This is a genomic window from Stenotrophomonas sp. 22DLJC03, from assembly GCF_056861405.1.
Genome location: NZ_JBSPUG010000001.1, coordinates 588665 through 611566 on the forward strand (window position 1 = coordinate 588665; position 22902 = coordinate 611566).

The following is a 22902-nucleotide window of genomic DNA, read 5'->3' on the forward strand; positions in this document are numbered from 1 at the left end:
CCGCCCTGGCATCGAGAACGATTCTCGATACCAGCGATGGGTCCTTCCTGGGCACTTCGGACGCGGGTAATCAGACGCGCATTTCCTGGGTAGATAGCGGGTCGGGAAACTACTGAATGTCTGAGAACTATGGGGATGTGCTGCAGCAGCTGCAGTCAGCCGGCCTGCTGGTGACCGAACTGGACACCACCGGGCGCATGATCCGTTGCCGCGTTGAGGGCTCACGAGAACGCCGCGGCTGGTATGCGCTCCACGAACTGAACACCTCGGCCGGCGAGGTGCTGGTTGTCGGCACCTACGGCGTCTGGCACGGGAACGAAAACGGCGCTACCAAGGTTGATCTGCGCAAGCGCGACAAGACCTTCTCCGATGAGCAGCGCGAAGCGCTGCGCAATCGGCTCGCCGAGGACCGCCGACGTGCGGAGTCTGCTCGGCAAAGCCAAGCCAAGCGGGCGGCAGAGCGGGCGTCGTCCGCATGGGCCAGGGCCAATGCAGTTGGCGAAGCCGACTACCTGGTCAGCAAGGGCGTGCAGGGTTTCGGCCTGCGCTATGGCACTACCGGCGCGGCACTTGTGCCGCTACTGGACGTCAACGGGCAGGTGCATGGCCTGCAGGTACTGCGTAGCGCCAAACTGGCCTCTGCAGGACGCAAGCCTGCGAAAGAGTACTGGCCGGCAGGCATGGTCAAGAAGGGCCACTTCCATCTGATCGGTGGCAGCCCTCAATGGATCCTGCTGGTGGCTGAGGGCTATGCCACCGCCGCGACGTTGCACATGGCGACGGGCTACCCGGTGGCCGTGGCGTTCGACGCCGGCAACATGTTGGCCGTGGCCTCGGCCCTGGCGAAACGCTATCGCAGCATCAAGATGCTGCTGTGCGCCGACGACGACGTGCTGCAGAAATGCCGGCACTGCAAGAGCCGCTTGGTGCTGGCCGACCATCCGCAGTTCTGCCCATCGTGCGCGCAGCCGCATGGCGCGTCGAATGCCGGCCTGCTCGGTGCCGAGGCCGCAGCGCTGGACGTGGGCGGAGTGGTGCTGCACCCGGTCTTTGCCGATGAGCCGGCCAGGCGTGAGCACTTCATCGACAGCGGGCGAAAGGTCAGCGACTTCAACGATCTGCACGCCCAGGAGGGCCTGCATGTCGTACGGGCCCAGGTCGAGGCCCGTCTCACGGAGCTCTCATGGCGGGTGCCTGCAGAAAAACGCGCGCCTTCCATCACCAGCGACGGGGGCGAGGGGAATGATCGACTGTCCCCCATCCATTCGCTGACCGAGCTGCTCGAGCGCTTCGCGCTGGTGTATGGGCAGGGCGGAACGGTGTTCGACCACAAGGAGCACATGCTGGTTGCCCTGGGCGACATGCGCGATGCCTGCGTGCGCAAGGAACTGCACCGGGCATGGATGGAGCACTCGGATCGGTCCATCGTGCGTGTACGGGAAGTCGACTTTGACCCGTCGTGCGAGAAGCCCGGGGTGACCTGCAATCTCTTTGCCGGTTGGCCGACCGTACCGCAGGAGGGTAACTGCGACCGACTGTTGCAGCTGCTCTGGCACATGTGCGGTAACGAGGCCAACCAGAAAGCGCTGTACGACTGGGTGGTCAAGTGGCTTGCGTACCCGCTGCAGCATCCTGGCGCCAAGATGAAATCGACCATCGTCATTCATGGTCCACAGGGCACCGGTAAGAACATGTTCTTCGATGAGTACATGAAGCTCTACGGTGAGTACGGCCGGGTGCTTGACCAGGCCGCTCTGGAAGACAAATTCAACGACTGGGCAAGCCGCAAGCTGTTCCTGCTGGCCGATGAAGTGGTCGCGCGCACCGAGGTGTACCACCTCAAGAACAAGCTCAAGGCGTTGATCACGGGTGACCGAATCCGCATCAACCCGAAGAACATCCAGGCCTACGAGGAAGACAACCACGCCAACCTGGTGTTCCTCTCGAACGAAGCGATGCCGGTCGTGCTGGAAGAGGACGACCGGCGCCACGCGGTGATCTGGACGCCGGAAAAGCTGAGCCTGGAGTTCTACACCGAGGTGCTGGCCGATATCCGCAACGGCGCGACGGCAGCGTTGCACCACTACCTGCTGCAGGTTGACCTGACCGGATTCACCAACGGCACCCATCCGCCAATGACCCATGCGAAGGAGGAACTGATCGGTCTGAGCCAGGACAGCCCGCAGCGCTTCCTGGACGAGCTCTACGGCGATGACATTCCCGGGCTGAAGCCCATGCCGGCGCTGTCGAAAGAGTGGTACGAGGTCTACAAGGCCTGGTGCGCGCGTGAGGGCTTGCCGCGCCCGGCACCGTCACCAAAGTTCATCAACGCACTGGTGCGCAAGCGCCAGATCATCCACCCCGACCGGGCCCGGAAGCGCTACCAGATCGAGCAGACCGTGAACGGGCCACATGGCTTCCTGATGCTCGGAGATTGCACGGTGCCAGACGGGAAGACAGAGGCAGCATGGCTGGGCGACCAGGTCGTGTCTTTCCGCCGCATGTACTCCGACTACAAGGGGCGTGCGTGATCACTGTGCCTATCAATGTGCGGTGTGTGCGGGACGTGCGGGCAAATGTGCGGGCATTTAATTGCCGTGAAGCGCTTGCGGCAGTAGGCGTGTGCGGGACGTGCGGGCATCGGCCTACATGGGCGGGCGCGGGCGCGAACGGGTATCGCACTGCCACGCCGCGATGCGCCTCGCGTGCGTATGTAGGTGGCCGCACATCCCGCACACGCTGCACACGCCTTGTGCCAACTCGATTCAGCGGCTATCGCATCCCGCACAGCCCGCCGCACAGCCCGCACATGCTCACGCGCGCGCGTTTTTCCGCTTTAACGATCTTCGAAGGAAATGGAGTAGGGGGAATCAATGGCTGAGGAAGACGTGACGATCACTGGCAAAGAGCTTGCCTCCCTGATCGGCTGCAGGCCGTCCTACGTGGTCGAGCTGAGGAAGAAGGGCAGGGTGGTGGTGGGTGATGGCGGCAAGGGATTCCTGAAGGCCGCCTCCCTGGAGCTCTACGCTCGTACCGCAGACCCGGTCTATGCCGGGGTAGCCCAGCGCCACGCAGATGAGCGTGGCAGCTCGCTCGTGGGGAGCGGGGTGGTTGCCAATGCCCTTGACGCCGACATCGACGACGATGAAGAGGACGGCGACGAGGACGATTCCAGGCCCTCACGGACCGGCCGACCGCAGACCCCGGATTCCGCGCGCAAAGCAAAGGCGCTGGCCGACAAGGCGGAAACTGACGCGCACATGGCACACATCGCGCTGCAGAAGGAGCTGGGGCTGCTGCTGCCGCGCGCGGACGTGGAGGCATTCCTTGCTGAGCATGCGACGACGTTCCGGGGTGCGATGGAGCGCCTGGCCGACACGCTGGCGCCGCAGCTCGCGGCAACGCTGGATGAGGCCGGTTGCCGGCGGCTGGTCTGGGATGAGGTGAGCCACGCCCTGGAAGAACTCAGCCAGGGCTTTCGCACGCTGGCGGCGAAGGCAGCGGAGGCTGCGGAATGATGCAGGCCATGAACTGTTTGGCGTCGGTGCTGTCGCGCTCACTCCAGCCGCGCCGGCCCATGAGCGTGTCGCAGTGGTGCGATGAGCACATGCGTCTGTCCACGAAGAGCGGCAGCAAGCCCGGGCGATGGGTGACGGCCAGGAACCCGCCGCTGCGGGAGCCGATGGACAATATGTCCGCCCGCAGCCCGGTGCACGACCAGGTCTGCATGTTCCCGATCCAGTTCGGCAAGAGCCAGTTGGCGACTAACGCCATGGCCTACTGGATGGACTATGCGCCGGGCCCGATGATGTATGCGCTGCCGGGTGAGGTGTCCATGAACAAGTGGATCGCCCAGAAGCTCAACCCCATGATCGAGGTGTGCGCGGCGGTTAAGAAGGCGCTGACCAGCACGGCCAGCCGCGACAGCGCCAACCAGCGCACGTTCAAGGACTTCGCTGGCGGCCAGCTGTTCGTGGAGCACATGGGCAGCCCGCAGCGCCTGAAGTCCTCGACGGTGAAGTACCTGCAGGTGGATGAGATCGATGAGGCGCCGCAGCAGCTCTCCACTGGCGACGATCCAGTGAAGATGCTGGACGGCCGCACGTCATCCTTCCCGACCACCTACAAGCGGCAGTACATCAGCACGCCTGGCATCGCCGGACTCAGCCGGATTGCGAAGCTGTACGACAAGAGCGATCAGCGCCGCTATCACGTACCTTGCCCGCACTGCGGCCATTACCAGGCGCTGCAGTGGAGCGGCCTGGTGTGGTCGCCCGACAAGAGCCACGCGTGGTACGCCTGCTGCGAATGTGGCGTCGCGATCGAGGAACACTTCAAGACCGAGATGATCGCCAAGGGCCGATGGGTCGCCGCCAACCCTGACTCTCCCATTCGCGGCTACACCATCAACTGCCTTTACTACCAGTTCGGCCTGGGGCCGCGCTGGTTGGACCTGGTGAAGGAATGGCTGGAGGCGCAGGGCGATCCGGCCTCCCTCAAGACCTTCGTCAATGATCGCCTGGCGGAGACGTGGGAAGACCCGGCAATGCGCGCGGTCAAGCACAACGTAATCAAGGATCGCGCAGAGCCCTATGTGCTTCGAACGGCTCCGCTAGGCGTACTGGCGATCACTGGTGGCGTCGACACGCAGGACAATCGTCTGGCCGTTCACATCGTGGGCTGGGGGCGCGGTATGACCGCGTGGACGCTGGACTACGTGGAATTGCAAGGCGATCCAGCCGAGGAAGCGGTGTGGATTGCGTTGACTGATCTGCTGAACCGCGCCATTGAGCGCGAGGATGGCGCGCTGCTCCGGCCAATGGCAGTGGCCATCGACGCTGGTGGTCACCGCACCGAGGCCGTTAAAAACTATGTCCGTCAGCGGCGCATCACCCGTCCAATGTGCATCTTCGGTGCGGTTCCCAACAACGCACCCGTGCTATCCAAGGGCAAGCTGGCTGACGTCACCTGGAAGGGCAAGACTGACAAGCGCGGCATCACCATCAACCACGTGGGTACCGTTGCTGCCAAGCACTACCTCTACAGCCGTCTATCGGCCGACGCCGAGCGCAAGCCCGAGAATCGCATGGTCCACCTCAGTGACCAGCTACCGGAGGAGTTCTTCCCGGGCTTGGTGTCGGAGGTCTACAACCCTGTCAAGAATCGCTTTGAGAAGAAGGTGACCCGAAACGAGCCCTTGGACACATGGGTGTATGCCTACGCGGCGACCCATCACCCGGAGGTCCGAATCAACCGCTTCACGCGTTCGGATTGGGACCTGTTGGAACAGAGGCTGGCTGGGCCGCCGAGCGCGAACGTTTCACGCGAAACGCCCGCTGCTGCGTCGGAGGACCACGCGCCGACCGATTCCCGTGAAACATCGAGTGTGCCTCGCCGACCACGGCCCGCGCAGCCTCGTGGCATGGGGAGGCAGTGGTGAGCAGGAACACGGTGCGAAACAAGGTGCGAATCAGTGAGCTGACGGAGGAACTCGCAGTCGGTGCGGCGTTGCGCCTGCGCTGTGACAGCGACGATATACGCACCGTTGTGGAGGCCGTGGTGGCCTACCTTGTCGAGGAGTACCCAGCCCAAGATCTGTACATCCCCGCCAGCATGCAAAGTAGCGCCTATCCGGTGGATGAGATCCGGAAAGGGATGAGGGAGCAGGAGTCGGTACGGTCGCTGTGCAAGAGGTTCAGGATCGACAGGCGGACGCTTTACCGCTTGCTCGACGAGCCTTCCGCCAATGAGTAGCGAGTGCGGGTGAGTTCCCCGAGACTCACCCGCACTTGATCTGGAAACTGGCATCCATGATCTCCTGGATGCCTCGCTGATGAGCTGGACCAAAGACGATGTGGAGCGGTTGAAGGCCGCCATCGCCAGCGGCCAATTGTCCGTTCGGCACGGCGACCGTCAGATCACGTATCAGTCCGGCGACGCAATGTTGAAGGCATTGGACCGCATGGAGGCGGAAGTGGCCGCCGACACGGCCGGACGCCGGAAGTCAGCCACGCGCCGCTACCGCTTCACGACGCTGAGGGGCTTCTGACATGGTGGCCTCGTTGCTGGACAGGGTCATCGGTGCAATTTCTCCGCAAGCAGCCCTAAAGCGTCACCGCGCTAGGGCGACGCTGGAAGCGGTACGTGCCTACGAGGGCGCCTCGCGCACTGATGGTTGGCGTGTTCGTAGGGCGGGTGCCAGCGCAAATACCGACCACCTGGCGGACGCCCGCGAGCTGCGCAACCGCGCTCGGGCGCTGGTGCAGAACGTTCCGTACTGCGCGCGGTCCCTCCAGGTGCTGGTCAGCGCAACGATCGGCACTGGCATTACTCCCAAGGCCGAAGGGCCGAACGCTCCTGCGCTGGACACACTGTGGGGCCGCTGGGCCGACGTGGCGGACGCGGATGGAAAGTCGGACATCTACGGCCTCATGGCTACCGCGTATCGCGCGATGGAGCAGGACGGTGAAGTCATGATTCGCCGCCGCACCAGGCGTCAGTCGGACGGTCTCGCGGTCCCGCTGCAGCTTCAGGTGCTGGAGATCGACTGGCTGGACGGGAACAAGAACGGGTCTGCGTCGGGCGGTGGTCAGATCATCAATGGCATCGAGTACGACGCGATTGGTCGGATTCGTGGCTACTGGTTGTTCGGAGCGCATCCCGGTGAGGCCGTGCGCGGTTCTGTACGCCTGAGTAGTTCGTTGGTGCCGGCGTCCGACATTATCCACCTCTATAACCCAGTCCGTCCTGGGCAGGGGCGCGGCATCACGCGATTTGCACCGGTGATCGCGCGAGTGCGCGACCTGATGCTGTACGAAGACGCTGAGCTGGCGCGGAAGAACCTGGAAGCCCGACTTGGCGTGATCGTCAGTGGCGACATCGATTCGATGTCCAACGCGGACGATGACGGCCCTTCGCAGCTCGGCTCAGATCGCGACCAGGTCACCGACCTTGGCCCACTGCCCAGCGGTGGTGTTACCCACATCACCGGTGCCACCGCCTTCCAGACTGTCGAGCCAAAGCCGGCAGGGGGCTACGTCGAGTACTGCAAATTTAACGCGCACATCATTACTGCTGGCGTCGGTGTCCCGTACGAATCGGCCACCGGTGATATGCGTGAGGTGAATTTCTCCAGTGCCCGCATCCGGCAGATGGAGTTTCGCCGTGACTGCGAGCAGATGCAGTGGCTGGTGCTGGTCCCGCAGATGTGCAAGGCGATCTGGCGCTGGTTCGACGAAGCGGCCGCGCTTGGCGGCGGCGTGCGTTCCACGGGAAGCACTGCCGACTGGAGCACGCCTCGCTGGGACTACGTCAACCCCAAGCAAGACATCGAATCGGAAATCGCAGCAATGGGCGCCGGTCTCAACTCGCCCAGCGAAGCTCTGCGTCGGCGTGGCTACGACCCGGATGCGGTCTACGTCGAGATGGGCAAGGACTTCAAGCGGATGAAAGAGACCGGCGCCCTCGGTCTGATGACTTTCCTTCAATCCAGTGGCGCCCGGACCAGCCTGGTCGACGCCTCAAAAACCAACGAGGAATGACCATGCCCCAGCCAATCCAGGCTCCACAGCAGGACGGTACTACGCGCCTCATGCCACCTCAGTTGCGTGAGGCCGAGTTGCAGCCAACCAGCTTCGATAGCGAGGCGCGCACGATCGAACTTCAGTGGACCGCTGGTACCCGTGTGCGCCGCTACGACTGGTGGAACGACACGTACTACTGGGAAGAGCTGGTCGTTGATGATGCGGCCTGCAACATGGAGCGTCTGTCGTCCGGTGCCGCGCCGGTCCTGGATAGCCACAACACGTGGGGTATCGGCTCTCAGATGGGCGTGGTCGATCGCGCCTGGCTCGCCAATGGCGAAGGCCACGCCCTTATTCGCCTTTCTGGTCGCGAGGAGCTGGCCGGCGTCATCGCCGATATCGGTGCTGGAATCATCCGCAACATCTCGGTGGGCTACACCGTGCAGCGCTATGAGATCGAGCGCGCCGTCAACCCAGGCGATCTGCCGATCTACCGCGCAGTGGAGTGGACTCCGAGCGAGATCAGCTTCGTCACTGTCCCGGCCGACCCGGCGGCAGGTACCCGTAGCAATCAACCCGCACAGGGAACCCCCTGTGTCTTCACCCGTAGCGCATCGTCGCAGGAGCACACCATGCCTCAGCCCGCCGCCCGCGCCGCCGAACCGGCGGTCCAGCAGGAACCCATCAACAACGCCCCAGCTCCGGCAGCGCCGGCCGCAGCACTGGCACCGGAAGGTGATACGCGTGCAGCCGACATCGTGGAGCTGGCAACCCGCCACGGCCAGACCGAGCATGCAGCTGGCTGGATTCGCGCTGGTCACTCGGTCGACCACGTGCGTGGCCTGATCTTGACCACGCTGGAGCAGCGCGACGCCGCTGCTGGCGGCAACATCAACCGCATCAGCGTCACCGAGGATGAGCAGGATCTGCAGCGCTCCGCTGTGACGCATGCGCTGCTGCACCGAGCCCAGGTGATCGATCCCGCGACCAAGCGGATCTTCGCGCTCACCGGTGACAATCCGGTACGCGGCCTGACACTCATGGACCTGGCCCGTCGTAGCCTGGAGCGTTGCGGTGTACGCACCGATGGTATGGCAAAGCTGGAACTGGTCGGCCGCGCGTTCACGCAGAGCGGCAGCGATTTCCCAGTGCTGCTCGAAAGCACGATGCACAAGGCACTGCAGGCGGCCTACGCCGTTGCGCCGGACACCTGGTCCCGCTGGTGCGTCACCGGTACGGTCAGCGACTTCCGCGAGCATTCGCGCTACCGCGTGGGCAGCATTGGCAACCTCGACAAGCTGACCGAGGCTGGCGAGTTCAAAAACAAGAAGATTCCCGATGGTGAGAAGGCAACGATCTCCGCCGGCACCAAGGGCAACACCATCAACCTGACCCGCCAGGCGATCATCAACGACGATCTTGGCGCGTTCCTGGGCTTGGCCACCGCCTTCGGTCGTGCCGCAAAGCGCACCATTGAGGCCGACGCGTATGCGTTCCTCGCCAGCAATCCGAAGCTGGATTCCAACAAGACGCTGTTCCACGCCGACCACGGCAACATCCTGGCAGCAGCAGTGCCGAGCGTCACCTCGGTCGACGCAATGCGCGTCCAGCTGGCCGAGCAGAAGGACGTGGGCGGAAATGATGTGTTGGATCTGTCGCCAGCACTCTGGCTTGGTCCGACCAAGTACGGCAGTGCCGCGCGTGTCACCAACAAGGCCGAGTACGACCCGGACGCCGAAGGAAAGCTGCAGCGCCCGAACGCGGTGCAGGGTCTCTTCCGCGACATTGTCGACACCGCGCGCATCAAGGACGACAAGTGGTACCTGTTCGCCGATCCGAACGACTGCCCGGCCATTGAAGTCGCATTCCTCGATGGGATCACCGAGCCCTTCCTGGACTACGAGGAAGGTTTCACCGTCGACGGTGTGCGCTGGAAGGCTCGCCTCGATTTCGGCATCGCCGCCCTTGACTATCGCGGCGTGCAGCGCTGCGGCTGATCCCCAACTGGAGCACTGAGACATGGCACAGAACTTCGTATCCGATGGGGACGTGATCCCTTGGACCAACACCACCGATCAGCCGGTTGCATCGGGCCAGCCAGTTGCCGTCGGGCATCAGCTGGGCGTTGCCCTGGTCAACATCGCAGTCGGTGCGACCGGCAGCGTGGCCCTGGGTGGCGTGTTCACGTTGCCGAAGGTGCAGACGGCGGTCTTCGAACAGGGTGAAAAGCTCGTGTGGAGCGCAAGCGCCAAGGCATTCGACGGAAGCTCTGCGACGGCTGCTGCCGGCGACATCACTGGTGCAGCGTTTGCCTGGGCTGCCGGCTCCGCCGGTCAGGCGACTGCCGAAGTGCGGCTCTCGCCGGGCAACGCCACAAAGGCGTAACCGAACAGGCCGGCACCGCTCAGAAATGCCCAGGTGGCGTGAGCGGTGCCGGTTCTTCCACAGCGACAACGGGGAATCGCATGGGCACCACCAGCACGCCGCGCGGCGTACGCAACAACAATCCTGGCAACATCGACCGCTCCAGCACGCCGTGGCAGGGTGAGGATCGTTCCGTTGCCGCTATCGCCCGCGAGCAGCGCTTCTGCGTGTTCCTGACCCCGCAGGCTGGGTTTCGCGCACTGGCGAAGACCCTGCTCACGTACCAGCGCAAGCACGGCCTGCGCACGGTGAAGGAAATCATCGGGCGCTGGGCGCCTCCGGTGGAGAACGACACTGGCGCGTACGTCCGGCAGGTTGCCGCCGCCGTTGGCGTTGCGCCTTCGGAAGTCATTCGTCTGGACAACGCGGTCACCCTGGGCCGTCTGGCTACCGCTATCGCTAGGCACGAGAACGGCGGTATGTACTGGCGCCCGGAAGTGATCGATGCTGGCGTTGCAGAGGCGCTGCACTGATGGTCGGCGGCGGCATCAGCGACACGGCACCCTGGTGGGCTGCAGGAAGCGTGGTGGCGCTTTGGGTGCTTCGCGAGACGTGGACGGCGTTCCTCTCGCACAGGAAGGAGCGCACCGAGACCGACGCCAACGTGGATCTCATCAAGGGCCTGTCCGATCGCGTCTCCTTCCTCGACCAGAGGGTCACTGCCCAAGACGAGCGCCTGCAAGCCGAAATGCTGCTCCGGCTCAGGGCACAAGAAGAGGCCAGCGCGCTGCGCACGCGTGTACGTCAGCTCGAATCGACGCTGCGTGGCCTTGGTGCTGTCATCCCCCCCGAAGACCCGGTCGTGTCCGCATGATCCGCGCCCTCGTCATCGCCATCCTTCTGCTGCTGGGCGTCATTGTCTGGCAGCGCGGCACGGTGTCCATCGCTCACCGTGCGGCCGACAAGGCCGCGTCGAGCCGTGACGCCATGGAGGGCGAGCGCGACGCCGCCCGCGCTGAGGCCGATGCCGTGAGCGAAGCCTTGAAGGTAGAGCGTGACAGCGCTACCGCCGCGAACACCCTGGCGTCCAAGTATGAAAAGGAAAGGAACGATGCACAGAATGCATCTGATCGCCTCGTCGCTGATCTTCGCGCTGGCAACCAGCGCCTGCACCAGCGTTGGCAAGCATCCGTCGCCACCGCAGAGCTGTCCTCGGCCGCCGCTGCCGCCAGCCAGCCTGATGGTCGAGCCGACGACCGAATCCAAAGTGCGGGCCGAGCTGTTGGCGCCGCCGCCCAGTGCGACGCCCAGGTGAGGGGCTTGCAAGCCTACGCCGTGCTCTGCAGTGGGGGTGCGAAGTGAGTGAAGTGGGCTTCCTGCGTGACATGGATGCAAGTCTTCATGCCGCCTTCGCATTGGCGGGTATGGCCTCAACTGGCACGCTCATCGCAAAGAAGACGGGTGTAGTCAGTCGTGGTGTGCGGATCTACGTCGACCGCGATGTCGAGACGATTGGCGATCTTCGCCAGTTCGTCTCCGGCCGTGTGGAGATCGCTTACCTACGCTCGGATGTTGAGCCAGAACAGGGCGACCACCTGGAGGTGGGAGAGGCTGGTCAAGGTCTGGGCGTCGAAGTTTTCGTCAACGCGAAGAAGCTCAGTGACGACGGCTCCCGCAGCCGATGGCTGGTGGCCCGTGCTTGACGTGCCTGAGCCGTTGTCCTGGCAGTTGGTGGAGTTCCTGCGCGGTCGCGTGAAGCTCATCCGTGCGAGTGAAGGCTTCCGCACCGATATCGGCACGGGTCTGATCATCGTTGACGACAGCGAAGTGGATGAGGGTTCGGAGAGCCCCGCGACGGTGATCTCCGTCAGGCAGTTGTCGCGTAGTGGCGGGGGCAGTGCCCAGGTCACCTCGGATGCTGCGATCACCATCGAGTTCGAAGTCCCACGTTCGGGCAACGTTGCTAACCCGCGGTTACTTGTACACCGAGCGAGGCATGACTTGATCCGCGCGCTCACATTCAACGTGAAAGCCCTGCCACGGGGGATTACGAGCTTCGAAATCCTTGAAACCCAGTTGGCATCCCTGGAAGACGACGCAGGGCATTCCGCCGTTGTCGCTCAGATCACCGCGCGGGCTGGTCTGACCGAAACCTTTGAGCCCGTCCCCAACCCGTAGGAGAAGCACCACCATGGCACAGCCCAAGGTCCGCAAATTCGCAGGCGATCTGCGCTTCTGGGAGCACGGCGCAAACGGCGCCAGGATTCCCGTCATCCCCGAGCCCGCCGACAACTTCGGCAATCAGCCACTGGAACAGTCGTCGCTGACGTTCAGCTACGAGGCCGGCGACTCGGTGGAGATCAAGAGCAAGCGCCGTGATGCGCGCTATCAGCAGATCATCCACAAGGATTCCAACCCCGGCGTCACCAGCGTTTCGATCACCGCGTTGGAAGTGCCGCCAGCCATCCTGGCCCGCATGTTGTACGGCACGTTGGTGGCCACCCAAGTCGCCGCCGGCACCGCCACCGATGTTTCCGTGACCGTGGGTAGTGCGGACACGCCGGTGAAGCTGCCGCACAACTTCCTTCTGGCCGATACCGAGCCGACTTTCAAGAAGGGCGCCGTCGACCTGGTCAAGGGCACCGATTACACCCTCGACCCGGCGCACGGCCTGCTGATTCCGAAGTCCGGCGGCCAGTTGCAAGCTGGCAATACCGTCGTGGCGAACTACAAGTACGACGCATACCTGGAAACCGCCATTAGCGGTGGCACCACGCCGAGCAAATCCTTCCAGATCCTGGGCGACATGCAGGACCGCATCAGCGGCGACGAGGGCCTGCTGACCATCCCGAACGTCGACCTGACCGTGGATGGTGACGTGGACTGGTTCAGTGATGAACCCATCCAGGTGACCCTGACTGGCCCGGTGATCTTCCAGGCCGGCGAGAGCGACCTGTACACCTTCAAGATCGCGGCGCAGGCTGCCGGCTGATCGCCGGGTCGACTCCAACATGAGGAGGGCGCCAGCACGGCGCCCTCCCGATTCGAACCAGGAAGGGTGCCGTGGCGTCCAATCGCAACAACAACCTGCTCAAGTTTTTTGTCAGCGGGCGCCGTGCGAAAGGCCTCCACGGCTTGACCAACCTTGCTGGCGACGTTCTCAACCGCTACGACCTGTCAGTGCAAAGGGCCTTCATCGGCCTGCAGCGACGGGCAGGCCCTGCGACCACGCAAGAGGTGCGAGGGTCCTACAACATCCGCGCAGCCGCGCTGAGGGGGAAGTACCGCGTGGAGACCGGTGAGCGCGGCTACTCGACGGGCAAGCGCGGCAGGGACGACTTCCTTTCGATTTGGGCGAGCACGCGGCAAATATCGCTTCTCGAATTTGGTGGCCGCTGGGCTGGCAGGCGATCAGTCGGCGCAACGGCCAGCATCGGTCTCGGTGAGTCCAGAACTTATGACGGAGCGTTCATCGCCACAATCAAGGGCCGAAGGGCCATTCGAGTGCGAAGTTGGGACCGCGCGACCCAGAAGCGGGCAGGGCGAGGCCCTGTTCGGATTCTTCGGGGCCCAAGCCCTTTCGAGATGCTCTCAGGCGCTGACGGAAACAGCCGGGCTCTCGCAGCGCGCAGCCGCCTGATCGAGCGTTTTCACACCACGTACCTGACTGAACTGCGCCGCCAGTGGCGCGTCAATGGAAAGAGCAATGGCTGATCGGCTGGAAGAAGCAATCAGGGTAGTCATTGAAACCCAGGGTCGCGAGGGTGTGGATGACCTGCGCTCGGCGTTTGGCGAGCTGGGTGATGTCTCGGTCGAGACGGCAGGAAAGACTTCTAAGCTGCTCGATTCCCTGACTGGCTTGACGTCGGCAGCGGCAAAGGCCGACGCCTTCGAGGCGATGCTGGACCAGTTGGGCGAGCTGGAGCGGGAGTTCAATGCCAACCAGCGGGCAGCGCTTGAGCTGAGCCTCAGCATCGGTGAGATGGAGAAGCCGTCGCGTGAGGTGTTGGCGTCACAGCGCGATCTGCGCAAGGAAGGGGAGCGCCTGAAGAAGGCGCTGAACGAGCAGTGGGCTGAAGTTAGCAAGGCAGATTCGGAGTTGGCGGCGCTGGGGGTCAGCACAGCTGACCTGGCCGGCAGCCAACAGCGCCTGCGGTCCGAGGCTGCGCGCACCACTGCAGCGCTGAGCGCGCAGGCAAAAGCAGTCAGCGATGAAGCCACCGCTAACCGCCGTCGCACGCAGCAATTGGCGGAAGGCGACGCCGCGATGCGCAAGCAAGCGGAGACGACCCGCGCAGCGCAGAAGGCACTGGCGGATTACCGTGAGCGTGCAGACGACGCCGCTGCTGGGAGTGCGAACCTGGCCGGGGCAACTGAAGGCGCGGCAGGTTGGCTGGGTAAGCTGAAGGGCCTTGCCGCCGGCGCGATCGCGTTCGTCGGCTTGAACCGGGTGGTTGACGGCATCAAGTCGATCATCAAGGAAGGTAGTGACGCGGAGCAGGAGGTCAACCAGCTCGACGCCGCCATTCAGGCGGCTGGCCGTAGCAGTGAGTTCACAGCTGAGAAGCTGCTGCAGCTTGGTAAGCAACTGCAGACCGGCCTTTTCGATGGTGGGCAGGTCAATAGCGCGATGGTGCGCATGCTGTCCTATACCAACATCGTCGGCGATCAGTTCCCCGCCGCGATGCAGATCACTATTGACCAGGCCCAACGTCTTGGTTTGTCACTGGAGTCGTCGGCGGAGATCGTAGGCAAGGCGCTGCAGACACCGTCGAAGGCGATGGAGAGTCTTAGCAAGCAGGGCTTCACCCTGTCCGACAGCCAGAAGGAGTTGATCAAGAACCTTGAGGCAACCGGGCGCGTCGCAGAGGCGCAAACTATCATCCTCGACCTTCTCACCGAGTCCTATGGTGGCGCAGCGGCGGCAGCCAAGGTCGGAACGATCGCGGGTCTCTGGAAGGAGGCGACCGATCGCTTTAAGGACTGGAAGCAGGAAGTTGCCGATCAAGGGGTGCTGGCATACTTCAAGGATCAGCTGACCACGCTTCTGGCGACTTTGGATCGTCTGGCGAAGGATGGGAGCCTTACCCGCTGGGCCAAGCAGACCTCGCAGGCCATTATTGGGATGGCGGAGGCGGTCAAGGGGGCTACGCGATGGGTGGCTGACCATGCGCGTGTGATTGGCCTCATGGCTGCGGCTTACGCCCAGTTCAAGGTCGTAGGCGCGCTGCTTCAGCTGAACGCGTGGAGGGCGGCGTTGCTTGCGACTACGCGTGCGCAGCTGGCAAACAACGCCGCAGTCGCCGCCGGCAGTTCTGGCATCGGGCGCTTTGGGCTGTTGCTCCGGGGCCTACCGAAGGCGGTTCCGATCGCGGTATCAGTGCTGGGGCTGGAGGCCGCCATTGGTGGCCTTGGCGTGCTCAAGACTGTTGCCCAGGACATCTGGAAGCAGCACGATCCCGCCCTGAAGCGAGCCGGCGAGGCGCAGCGCGCTTACATCAGCCAGGTTCGGGACTCCGCCTTGGAGCTTCGCCGTCAGGCCATCTCGTTCATTGAGTATCGCGACGTGGTGGTTAAGACCGCTGAGGAAGTCGCTCGAATGGGGCAGGCTGAACGCGAAGCCTATGCCCAGCGCCTGGCTGGCCTTGAGCAGTACCTGACCGCGCAGGAGGGATTCCTGCTGATGCAGCAAAAGGCGGGCGTTGCTACGGCCGCTCAGTTGCAGGAACTTGGCCTTGTGACGCAGCAGCTGCTGGCTGTGTCTACAGGGTATGCAGGGCTCTCCAAGGCAGTGAACATCGCTGCGGATGCCATGAAGAGTGGTATCGGGGGTGCGGCACAGCTGGTGGTTGAACAGCTTCAGGGCGTGCAGAGCAGTGCGCGCCTCGCCACCGATTCGATCAGCAAGATGATGGCGGGGCTCAATTTTGCTGATACGGGTAGTTTGGCCGCCGTTGGCACAGCGCTGGGCTATGTGGCATCGCAGGGCGCTGCGGCGGAGCGCAATGTTCGGGATGGACTGCTGGAATCACTGCGGAAGCTCTCCGGTGAGGAGTTGGCGAGATTCCAGGCTGCATCCCAGGCGGCATTTGAGGCGCTGCCTCAAAGTGCTGCCAATGCAGCCGCAGTACTGCAGACGACGTTGCTTGCCGCGATGGAGAAGCTGGGCGTCTCCGCGTCCAGGTTGGGTGTGCAATTCACCGGTGCCGGTCGGGACGCGATCGCCTCGTTCGGTGCCGTAACCGAGAGCGCTGTTGCCACAGGCGTTCAGATCGAAGAGGCGTTCAAGGCAGCCCTCGGGAAGGTCGCCACACTGGACGAGGCGAGGACCTTGGGCGCCCTGCTCGAAGCAGCGGGAAAGCAGGGCAAGATCGGGTTCGACGCGGCGGCGCGTTCTGCAGCGGCACTCAACGCCCGCATTCGCGACATCCAGGCATCGGTGAACCCCCTGGCCGATGAGTTCGCTCGCCTCGGCATCCAGTCGCAAGAATCGTTGAACAACACCCGTGATTCGGCGAAGGCAGCGTTTGAGGCGATCCAACGCGGTGCCTCGCAAGGCAAAGCCAGCATCGAAGACGTGCGCCGGGCCTTCGAAGCGTATGCGAGCACAGCACGTGCAGCAGTGGCCGACAGCGACGATTGGCGTCGAGGACAGGTGGAATCCCAGCTCCAGGTGCAAGGGCAGATCCTGCAGACGGGTCAGCACCTGAAGGACATGGGAGGCAGCGGCCAATCTGCAATGCAACAGGTTCAGGCCGGGGCACAGGCCGGCACGCAGGCGGTAGGGCAGCTGGCTCAAGAGACATCGCAGGCTGGCAATCAGATGGAGAACCTGGGCAACCGAGCGGAGCAGTCGGGGCAGCAGATGGGCAAAGCGGGCCAAGCTGCGCAGAGCATGGCGTTCAGCATCGGAGAGGTTTCCGACGCAGCGCTCAAGGCCATGCGCAACTTGAGCGGGCCGAATCCGCTGCAACAGTTCGCGAACGCCCTGAACAGAGTCACGGCTCAGCGTAAGCAGCTGGCCGATTACAAGAAAGAGCTTCAGGGATTGGCTGAGACCGAGGACGAGTTCGCCTCCTCGGCCAAGAGCCGTCTTGAGTATCAGTATGACTACCTCGGGAAGCAGGAGGTGGCGGAGGTCGCGGCGCTGGAAGCCCAGGTGCAAAGAAAGCGCGCCGAGCAGGACCGTGCGGCCGCCGATGCGATGCAGGAGCGGCGCAGGGCCGCTCAGGCTGAGGCAGATGCTCAGGCGAAGCTCGATGCGGGGCGGATACAGGCAGGCGTCGACAAGGAACAAGTTCTGATCATTGACTGGAAAGTGCCCAGCAAAGAAGTGGTGGCCGGGGCGACCGCCCAAGAGCTCCAGCAGGCCCAGAGGATCGCGAATCTGGTGACGCCGATGGTGCTGACTGCTGTCCAGAAAAGCCGATCGGTTTCGGTTAGGGGGCGGCGCTGATGACCCGCATTCTGCTCGCGGGGATTGAGCTGCCGGCCGATCTCCAGTGGACCGATGAATTCACGGCATGGAGGGTGGGGCAGCAGGTTCGAAACAGCCTCAATGGGGCAATGATCGTGCAGGAGTCGGCACGGCAGGCCGGGCGCCCCATCACGCTGCAGACAACCCGTGACGGCACTGCGTACGTCGGAGTGGTTGCATTGCCCGTCGTCCGCGCACTTCAGGCCAGTGAGAGCGAGGCGCGCTTGTCGCCTCTCGAGCTGGTCATGCCGGCCCATAACGGCGGCGACCGCGCCTTCCAGGTTAGGTGGCGTCGTGTCGATGGCCCAGCTATCGAGGTCGAACCCACTCGCTTCGCCGTTCCCGCCCTGGATTCGGACCTCTTCTCAATCACTCTTCGCCTCATGACGGTGTAACCAATGCCCATTTCCGCAACCGACATCAAGCTCCGCCAGTCGCAGCGCCTCACAGACAATCCGGATGGTGGTGGCCGGATGATCCAGGCAGAGGTTCAAGACGGCACCATGAACAATCTCTTTCCGGACATTGGCGATGAGGAGCGGACGACCGGCCGTGCCACGTTGCGCAAGATGTTCGTGCACGTGGATACCCCGAACGTCGATGTGCTGAAAGACGCTATCGGCGTTCTCATTGAGCCGCCGTCTGACCCGAAGGTGACGGTGAGCATGTTCGCAACGGGCTCTTACAGCGATGTGCGCCTGGATGCCAAGAACAGGGTCGAGAGCTACATCACCCGTGGAACCGAGTCGCGATTCATTCTGATGGGGAACCACTTCATCGGCCAGATGACGCTGCTGGTGTACACGACTGCAGATGCGCCCAGCCCTGACATCAATGACAACCTGTCGCTGTTGACGCCTGCCAGCTCGGGGCATGATGAGGGGGAGCAGTACGTGCGGGTGAAGTCGGTGCTCTCGCGCACGACGCGAACCTTCACGGACGATCAGGGGGCTTTTGAGCGGGATGTTCTTGTCATTGAGCTGGTCAATGCGCTATTGCGGAACTTCTACGGTCAGGAAGTTGTCCGCTACACCGCGAGCAAGCCGGCCACCCGTGTGTACGAGACGAACGTGGTGGATGCCAACAGCTATCACAGCGTGAAGCGCCTTACTGCTGCGGGTAAGCCTGGCGATCTCTCCGTGCTGGTGGATACGCCGTACGTTCCAATCGTTCCCACGTCTACCGCTGAAACCCCGGTGAGCGACGTGCTTGCCGGTCTGGGTATGATGAGTTTCGTCCCTTCCGGCGCAGCAGGAAGCCTGGCGCTCAACTTCGCGTCCAGCTTCCAGGCAGGCGTACCGGTCACCCGCTACCTCGGTACAGGAATGGCCGTCGGCAGCGTCAAGGTAGTCGCCGGGAGTGTGGAGCTGGCCGACGATGGCTCCGGATCGTTGACCTCGGTGGCGGTCACGCCCTGGGGTGGAACGGTTGACTATCAGGCGGGCGTGATCTCCGTCACCCATGCTTCGGGTGCGAGCGCCACCTCCATCAGTGTCACGGCAACCCCGGCCGGTGCGATCCCGATGCAGGGCTTTACCGATGAGATCGCGGTGACGCAGAACAACCAGGGTATGGTGTGGCTGATCCAAGCGACGCCCTTGCCTGCACCTGGTACGGTGATCGTGGATTACCGGGCACTCGGTCGCTGGATTCGGTTGACCGACAATGGTCGGGGGCAACTTGTTGGCAAGCCGGGGCAGGGTAGTGGCACGGTCAATTATTCGACTGGGTCCATCGTTCTCACTGCCGGTGCGTTGCCCGATCTGAAAAGCAGCATCATCGCGGCGTGGGGTACGCCTGTTATCGCTGAATCCCGTGTAGGGGATGCGGCCATCCAGCCGCCTGCATTGCACTTCGTTCTCGGCGAGGGCTCGGCTGTTCCGGGCACCGTAAGCATGACCCTGCGGATCGGTGGTGCAGACGTTGCTGTCACCGACAATGGGGCGGGCGGCATGCTGATTGGTGGTCAGGTGCGCGGGTCGATCGCCTACTCGACGGGTGAGGTATCGCTACGGCCTGGCACACTGCCGGATGCTGACAGTCGCCTGGCAATCACCTACGACTGGGGGCAGCCTCTGCATGCTGCTCCGCAACCGGTACCGGACGCGTCTGGCATCGTTTCCTTCACCCTGCCGCAGGGCCCCGTGCGCGCTGGGTCCATTATTCTCGATTGGCTGGTCAGCGTTACCCGTGACCGGGACGACCTGACCTCTGCGCCTCAGCCGATGCGTGTTATCGCCAAGGACGATGGGAACGGGAACATCGTGGCCGTCTCGGTAGGCGACACAGCATCTGCGACGGTGCTCGGTTCCGTGAATTACAGCACCGGTGCTGTGTCCGTGCAGGCAGGAAAGTTCATGGTGCGCCAGGTTTCCTACCCGCAGTACGAGAACAGGTCCGGGCGGCTCAGAGTCGTAGGGTACGGCCGACTGGACGTGCTTTCACAGTTCTCGGCGGGCACGATCATGTCTGCGGCATGGCTGCTTGCGGGGGACAGTTCGCAGCAGGCGCAGGAATCGTTGCCGCTGCCCGCCATGCAGCTGCAGCTGACGCCAACCATCAGTGATAGCGTTGTGCCAGGCAGCATTCGCTTTGGTTTCCGTGGTAGGACCTACATAGACCGGAGCGGTGGGCTGTACCACAGCATCGACCCGCAGACTGGTGCTGGTGTGTACGCCGGCACTGTGGATTACACGTCGGGGATCGTGAACCTCACTCAGTGGCAGCCAGGTGGCGGCAACACCGTACAGGTGCTTTCGCTGCTTACCCGGATCGCTGACCCGGGCGTTGCGTTCTCTTTCTTCCGCGCGCCGGGCTCACCGCTTCGACCAGGCATGTTCACGCTGCGGGCCAACCGTCTGGACGGCGAGCTGCTGACGGCGACAGCCGACATCAACGGTGATATCGCCAGCGCCGAGATCCGCGGCCATGTGGATTGGGAAAGCGGCGTTGCGAAGGTGAAGTTCGGTCAGTTGGTACCGGTCGCTGGAAATGAAGGCCAACCGTGGTTTGATCCCGGTCAAGTAGAGGGCGACCAGGTCTGGCGCCCGGCGCTCGTGCTTGCCGGCTCTATCTACATGGGGGCGGTGGTCTACCGGTCCATTCCGCTCTCCGAAGTGGTAATCGGCTTGTCGTCGGTCCGCCTGCCGAGCGACGGACGTGTGCCGGCATTCAAGCCGGGTCAAACGGTGTTGATCCATCACACGGCCAAGCACAGCATCACATTGCCGCAGGCGGGCCAGGTCGTGCCTTTCGGCCGCACGCGAATCGCCGGTGTCGAAGTCAGGGATTCCAAGGGGGCTCCGGTCGACAGTGCTTGGTATGTCGTGGATCTCGCCTTGGGTCGGCTGACCTTCACCGACCCGCTAAACCTCTCTGCCTACACCCTGCCCATCGTGATTAGCGAGCGGGTCGAGGACCGCCGGCTGGTGGTGCAGCCTCAGATCACGGGGGAGATCGAGATCAATAGTGGGCTTACGCATGACTTCCCAGCAGGTGAGGCGATGATCAGCGCTGCGCTACGGCTTGGCGAGGCCAACGGATCACTCGATCTGCAGGCCCGGACGGTAAACCTGTTCGACCAGGCGGCATGGACCGGTGTGTGGAGCGACCTTCTCATCGGCAGCGCCGCTCCCGGAACTTTCAACGACACCGACTATCCACTGGTGGTCACCAACGCAGATGCCATTACCGAACGATGGGCCATCCGCTTCAACAGTTCAACGACGTTTGAGGTGATTGGGGAGACGGTCGGCACCATCACGGCAGGGGCGGTCACCGCCGATTGCGCACCTACCAATCCGCGTACTGGGCGTCCCTACTTCACCATTCCGCGAGCAGGTTGGGGCTCCGGGTGGTCTACCAACAATGTGGTTCGCTTCAATACAGTCGGCGGCTTGGCGCCGATCTGGATGGTGCGAACCACGCTCCCAGGTACGCCTGAAAGTGTCGTGGATTCGACTCGCTTCCAGGTCATTGGCAACGTCGCAGGAGTTCAAGCATGAGTCTCGTTCCAACTGTTTATCGAAGCACAGACCCAGGTGCTCCGCTGCTTTCCGGTGTTCCGGGCGCGCTGATCGCGCTCCTCGATGCCGTCCTGGTCGATGGCTATGGCGTCGGCGCGGGAAGAAAGGACGGCCTGGGGTGGAAGAAGGGGTTCGGCGGCGTAAACATTCGCGCATATCAGAACTCGCAGGTGTTTGGCACTGGCTACTTTCTGAGGGTTGATGACACTGCAGCAAGATCGGCGTTGCTGCGTGGGTACTCGTCCATGAGCGACTTGAACACGGGGGAAGATGCGACACCCTCGCCGTCGCTCAAAGCGAGTGGGTCAATGTGGGAGAAGTCCAACGTAGCGAGCGGCGCACTCCGTCATTGGATCGCGATCGGTACGGAGCGGTTCTTCTACCTGTTCGTTGACACGGGCGGTAACTACGGGACGCAAGGGTACGCAGGCACGCATGGTCACTATGCTGGTGACATCACGTCGATGAAGCCGGGAGATAGGCATCACTTCACTGTTTCATACAAGGGGAGCGATTCCGAAGGGAGTAGCTCGGTTGGTTATGGGTTCAAAGCGCGACCATGGAATGATTTCGGAAGTGCCGATACGCAGACATCCGCTTTCGTTGGTCGGTCGATGTCCGGAGTTCCTGGCTCTGTTCGCGCGTACGTCTCGGCGTCAGCTGCCACTACCAGTGGCGTCGCACTGGGTAGTCAATCGAACTACCCCACATATCCGTATGCTGGTAACGGCGGGCTCCTGTACTCGCCCATCGATGTACTTGAGAATAGTATGCAGCCACGCGGTTTCTTGCCGGGCGCTTTTGCTCCGATTCATCGCAGACCTTTCCCTGAGATGACTGTTGTTACCGATGTGGACGGATTGCCGGTTGGTACCCAGCTTCTGGCGAAGTGCGTTACGGTCGACAGTCTCGCGGGTGGCTTCAGCGAAACCTACACCGGCCAGATCCTGATTGATATCACCAACGCGTGGGCTTAATCATGGCTATTGCTTCCGCGCGATACGGCGTCAGGTGGGCACGGGTTAACTGGAACGTGCCCCGTACTGCGGTGCTGCTTGGATGCCGAAGTTCGTCCGGCCAAGCGTGGGCGGGGCCGGGCTATCTCGCCGGTGAGGCTCCGAAGACGAACGACCCAGCTGAGCCGGACGGTAGGCTGCGCATTCTGAACCAGCCTGCTCAGGGCCGGATCATGGTCTTTGAGCGCGGCAGTGGGATCTGCGTGGCTTCTACGATGAGCCGCGCCGACGGAACCTGGAGAGTCGATCGTCTCCATCCGGCATTTCGTTTCACGGTGGTCGGCTTCGATGACCTGGGTCGGCAGAATGCGGCAATCCAGGACTGGATTGCGCCGGCAGAGCGCGAGTAGCGAATGGACCGGCTGGGCAACAGGGTAGTGCTGAACCTGGGCCCGCCCGCTACGGGCGGCGGTGCTCTGGTCGGCCTGAATCTTGGCGTCGATTGGTGGACGGAGGAGCCGCCGGAACCTGAGCGCGCCTACCTTCGGACGAGTTCC

Annotated in this window: 19 protein-coding genes; all 19 read left to right on the top strand. The window is 63.1% G+C overall.

Annotation, left to right across the window (positions count from 1 at the left end):
• The first annotated feature begins 137 nt into the window (after positions 1-137).
• The 19 genes from AC13GA_RS02725 (at position 138) to AC13GA_RS02815 (ending at position 22366) form a co-directional block, all read left to right on the top strand.
• Positions 138-2531: a DUF5906 domain-containing protein gene (locus AC13GA_RS02725; RefSeq protein WP_482997470.1), complete on the top strand. Its 2394-nt coding sequence runs from the start codon at positions 138-140 to the stop codon at positions 2529-2531.
• Positions 2532-2873: 342 nt separating this feature from the next.
• Positions 2874-3518, top strand: a complete 645-nt coding sequence (locus AC13GA_RS02730) for a hypothetical protein (RefSeq protein ID WP_482997471.1) — start codon at positions 2874-2876, stop codon at positions 3516-3518.
• The gene (locus tag AC13GA_RS02735) at positions 3515-5440 is read left to right on the top strand and encodes a phage terminase large subunit family protein (RefSeq protein ID WP_482997472.1); all 1926 of its coding nucleotides are present in this window, start codon (positions 3515-3517) and stop codon (positions 5438-5440) included. Before AC13GA_RS02730 ends, AC13GA_RS02735 begins: the two co-directional genes overlap by 4 nt.
• Positions 5437-5754 (top strand): hypothetical protein, encoded by a 318-nt coding sequence (locus tag AC13GA_RS02740; RefSeq protein WP_279747765.1) that lies wholly within the window; start codon positions 5437-5439, stop codon positions 5752-5754. The genes AC13GA_RS02735 and AC13GA_RS02740 overlap by 4 nt, the downstream gene beginning before the upstream one ends.
• Positions 5755-5833: 79 nt before the next feature.
• Complete coding sequence (locus AC13GA_RS02745) at positions 5834-6049, top strand: phage head-tail joining protein (protein ID WP_482997473.1); 216 nt, start codon at positions 5834-5836, stop codon at positions 6047-6049.
• A gap of 4 nt (positions 6050-6053) precedes the next feature.
• Positions 6054-7541 carry a phage portal protein gene (locus AC13GA_RS02750; RefSeq protein WP_482997692.1) on the top strand — a complete coding sequence of 496 codons (1488 nt, stop codon included), beginning with the start codon at positions 6054-6056 and terminating at the stop codon, positions 7539-7541.
• Positions 7542-7543: 2 nt separating this feature from the next.
• On the top strand, positions 7544-9520 hold the full coding sequence (locus AC13GA_RS02755) for a prohead protease/major capsid protein fusion protein (protein WP_482997474.1): 1977 nt from the start codon (positions 7544-7546) through the stop codon (positions 9518-9520).
• A gap of 22 nt (positions 9521-9542) precedes the next feature.
• The gene (locus tag AC13GA_RS02760) at positions 9543-9908 is read left to right on the top strand and encodes a capsid cement protein (protein ID WP_279747768.1); all 366 of its coding nucleotides are present in this window, start codon (positions 9543-9545) and stop codon (positions 9906-9908) included.
• 80 nt (positions 9909-9988) lie between these two features.
• Positions 9989-10420 carry a structural protein P5 gene (locus AC13GA_RS02765; protein WP_482997475.1) on the top strand — a complete coding sequence of 144 codons (432 nt, stop codon included), beginning with the start codon at positions 9989-9991 and terminating at the stop codon, positions 10418-10420.
• Positions 10420-10761, top strand: coding sequence for a hypothetical protein (locus tag AC13GA_RS02770; protein WP_279747770.1), 342 nt, complete (start codon positions 10420-10422; stop codon positions 10759-10761). The genes AC13GA_RS02765 and AC13GA_RS02770 overlap by 1 nt, the downstream gene beginning before the upstream one ends.
• Positions 10758-11249 (top strand): lysis system spanin subunit, encoded by a 492-nt coding sequence (locus AC13GA_RS02775; RefSeq protein WP_279747771.1) that lies wholly within the window; start codon positions 10758-10760, stop codon positions 11247-11249. Before AC13GA_RS02770 ends, AC13GA_RS02775 begins: the two co-directional genes overlap by 4 nt.
• Positions 11246-11590, top strand: a complete 345-nt coding sequence (locus AC13GA_RS02780) for a hypothetical protein (RefSeq protein WP_279747773.1) — start codon at positions 11246-11248, stop codon at positions 11588-11590. The genes AC13GA_RS02775 and AC13GA_RS02780 overlap by 4 nt, the downstream gene beginning before the upstream one ends.
• Positions 11583-12065 carry a hypothetical protein gene (locus tag AC13GA_RS02785; protein WP_279747774.1) on the top strand — a complete coding sequence of 161 codons (483 nt, stop codon included), beginning with the start codon at positions 11583-11585 and terminating at the stop codon, positions 12063-12065. The genes AC13GA_RS02780 and AC13GA_RS02785 overlap by 8 nt, the downstream gene beginning before the upstream one ends.
• 13 nt (positions 12066-12078) lie before the next feature.
• Positions 12079-12879: a phage tail tube protein gene (locus tag AC13GA_RS02790; RefSeq protein ID WP_482997476.1), complete on the top strand. Its 801-nt coding sequence runs from the start codon at positions 12079-12081 to the stop codon at positions 12877-12879.
• Between the two features lie 71 nt (positions 12880-12950).
• Positions 12951-13601 carry a hypothetical protein gene (locus AC13GA_RS02795; RefSeq protein WP_279747777.1) on the top strand — a complete coding sequence of 217 codons (651 nt, stop codon included), beginning with the start codon at positions 12951-12953 and terminating at the stop codon, positions 13599-13601.
• Entirely contained in the window at positions 13594-17343 is a 3750-nt protein-coding gene (locus tag AC13GA_RS02800; RefSeq protein ID WP_482997477.1) for a Laminin subunit alpha-2, read from the top strand. Before AC13GA_RS02795 ends, AC13GA_RS02800 begins: the two co-directional genes overlap by 8 nt.
• Positions 17343-17759, top strand: a complete 417-nt coding sequence (locus AC13GA_RS02805; RefSeq protein ID WP_279747780.1) for a hypothetical protein — start codon at positions 17343-17345, stop codon at positions 17757-17759. Before AC13GA_RS02800 ends, AC13GA_RS02805 begins: the two co-directional genes overlap by 1 nt.
• 3 nt (positions 17760-17762) lie before the next feature.
• Entirely contained in the window at positions 17763-21368 is a 3606-nt protein-coding gene (locus AC13GA_RS02810) for a hypothetical protein (RefSeq protein ID WP_482997478.1), read from the top strand.
• Positions 21365-22366, top strand: coding sequence for a hypothetical protein (locus tag AC13GA_RS02815; RefSeq protein WP_279747783.1), 1002 nt, complete (start codon positions 21365-21367; stop codon positions 22364-22366). The genes AC13GA_RS02810 and AC13GA_RS02815 overlap by 4 nt, the downstream gene beginning before the upstream one ends.
• Positions 22367-22902: the final 536 nt, after the last annotated feature.

What these genes read in the sequence shown, in the direction of transcription:
- AC13GA_RS02730 (WP_482997471.1), top strand. Translation starts at nt 2,874, where the DNA reads ATGGCTGAGGAAGACGTGACGATCACTGGCAAAGAGCTTGCCTCCCTG.
- AC13GA_RS02735 (WP_482997472.1), top strand. Translation starts at nt 3,515, where the DNA reads ATGATGCAGGCCATGAACTGTTTGGCGTCGGTGCTGTCGCGCTCACTC.
- AC13GA_RS02745 (WP_482997473.1), top strand. Translation starts at nt 5,834, where the DNA reads ATGAGCTGGACCAAAGACGATGTGGAGCGGTTGAAGGCCGCCATCGCC.
- AC13GA_RS02755 (WP_482997474.1), top strand. Translation starts at nt 7,544, where the DNA reads ATGCCCCAGCCAATCCAGGCTCCACAGCAGGACGGTACTACGCGCCTC.
- AC13GA_RS02760 (WP_279747768.1), top strand. Translation starts at nt 9,543, where the DNA reads ATGGCACAGAACTTCGTATCCGATGGGGACGTGATCCCTTGGACCAAC.
- AC13GA_RS02765 (WP_482997475.1), top strand. Translation starts at nt 9,989, where the DNA reads ATGGGCACCACCAGCACGCCGCGCGGCGTACGCAACAACAATCCTGGC.
- AC13GA_RS02770 (WP_279747770.1), top strand. Translation starts at nt 10,420, where the DNA reads ATGGTCGGCGGCGGCATCAGCGACACGGCACCCTGGTGGGCTGCAGGA.
- AC13GA_RS02775 (WP_279747771.1), top strand. Translation starts at nt 10,758, where the DNA reads ATGATCCGCGCCCTCGTCATCGCCATCCTTCTGCTGCTGGGCGTCATT.
- AC13GA_RS02790 (WP_482997476.1), top strand. Translation starts at nt 12,079, where the DNA reads ATGGCACAGCCCAAGGTCCGCAAATTCGCAGGCGATCTGCGCTTCTGG.
- AC13GA_RS02800 (WP_482997477.1), top strand. Translation starts at nt 13,594, where the DNA reads ATGGCTGATCGGCTGGAAGAAGCAATCAGGGTAGTCATTGAAACCCAG.
- AC13GA_RS02805 (WP_279747780.1), top strand. Translation starts at nt 17,343, where the DNA reads ATGACCCGCATTCTGCTCGCGGGGATTGAGCTGCCGGCCGATCTCCAG.
- AC13GA_RS02810 (WP_482997478.1), top strand. Translation starts at nt 17,763, where the DNA reads ATGCCCATTTCCGCAACCGACATCAAGCTCCGCCAGTCGCAGCGCCTC.
- AC13GA_RS02815 (WP_279747783.1), top strand. Translation starts at nt 21,365, where the DNA reads ATGAGTCTCGTTCCAACTGTTTATCGAAGCACAGACCCAGGTGCTCCG.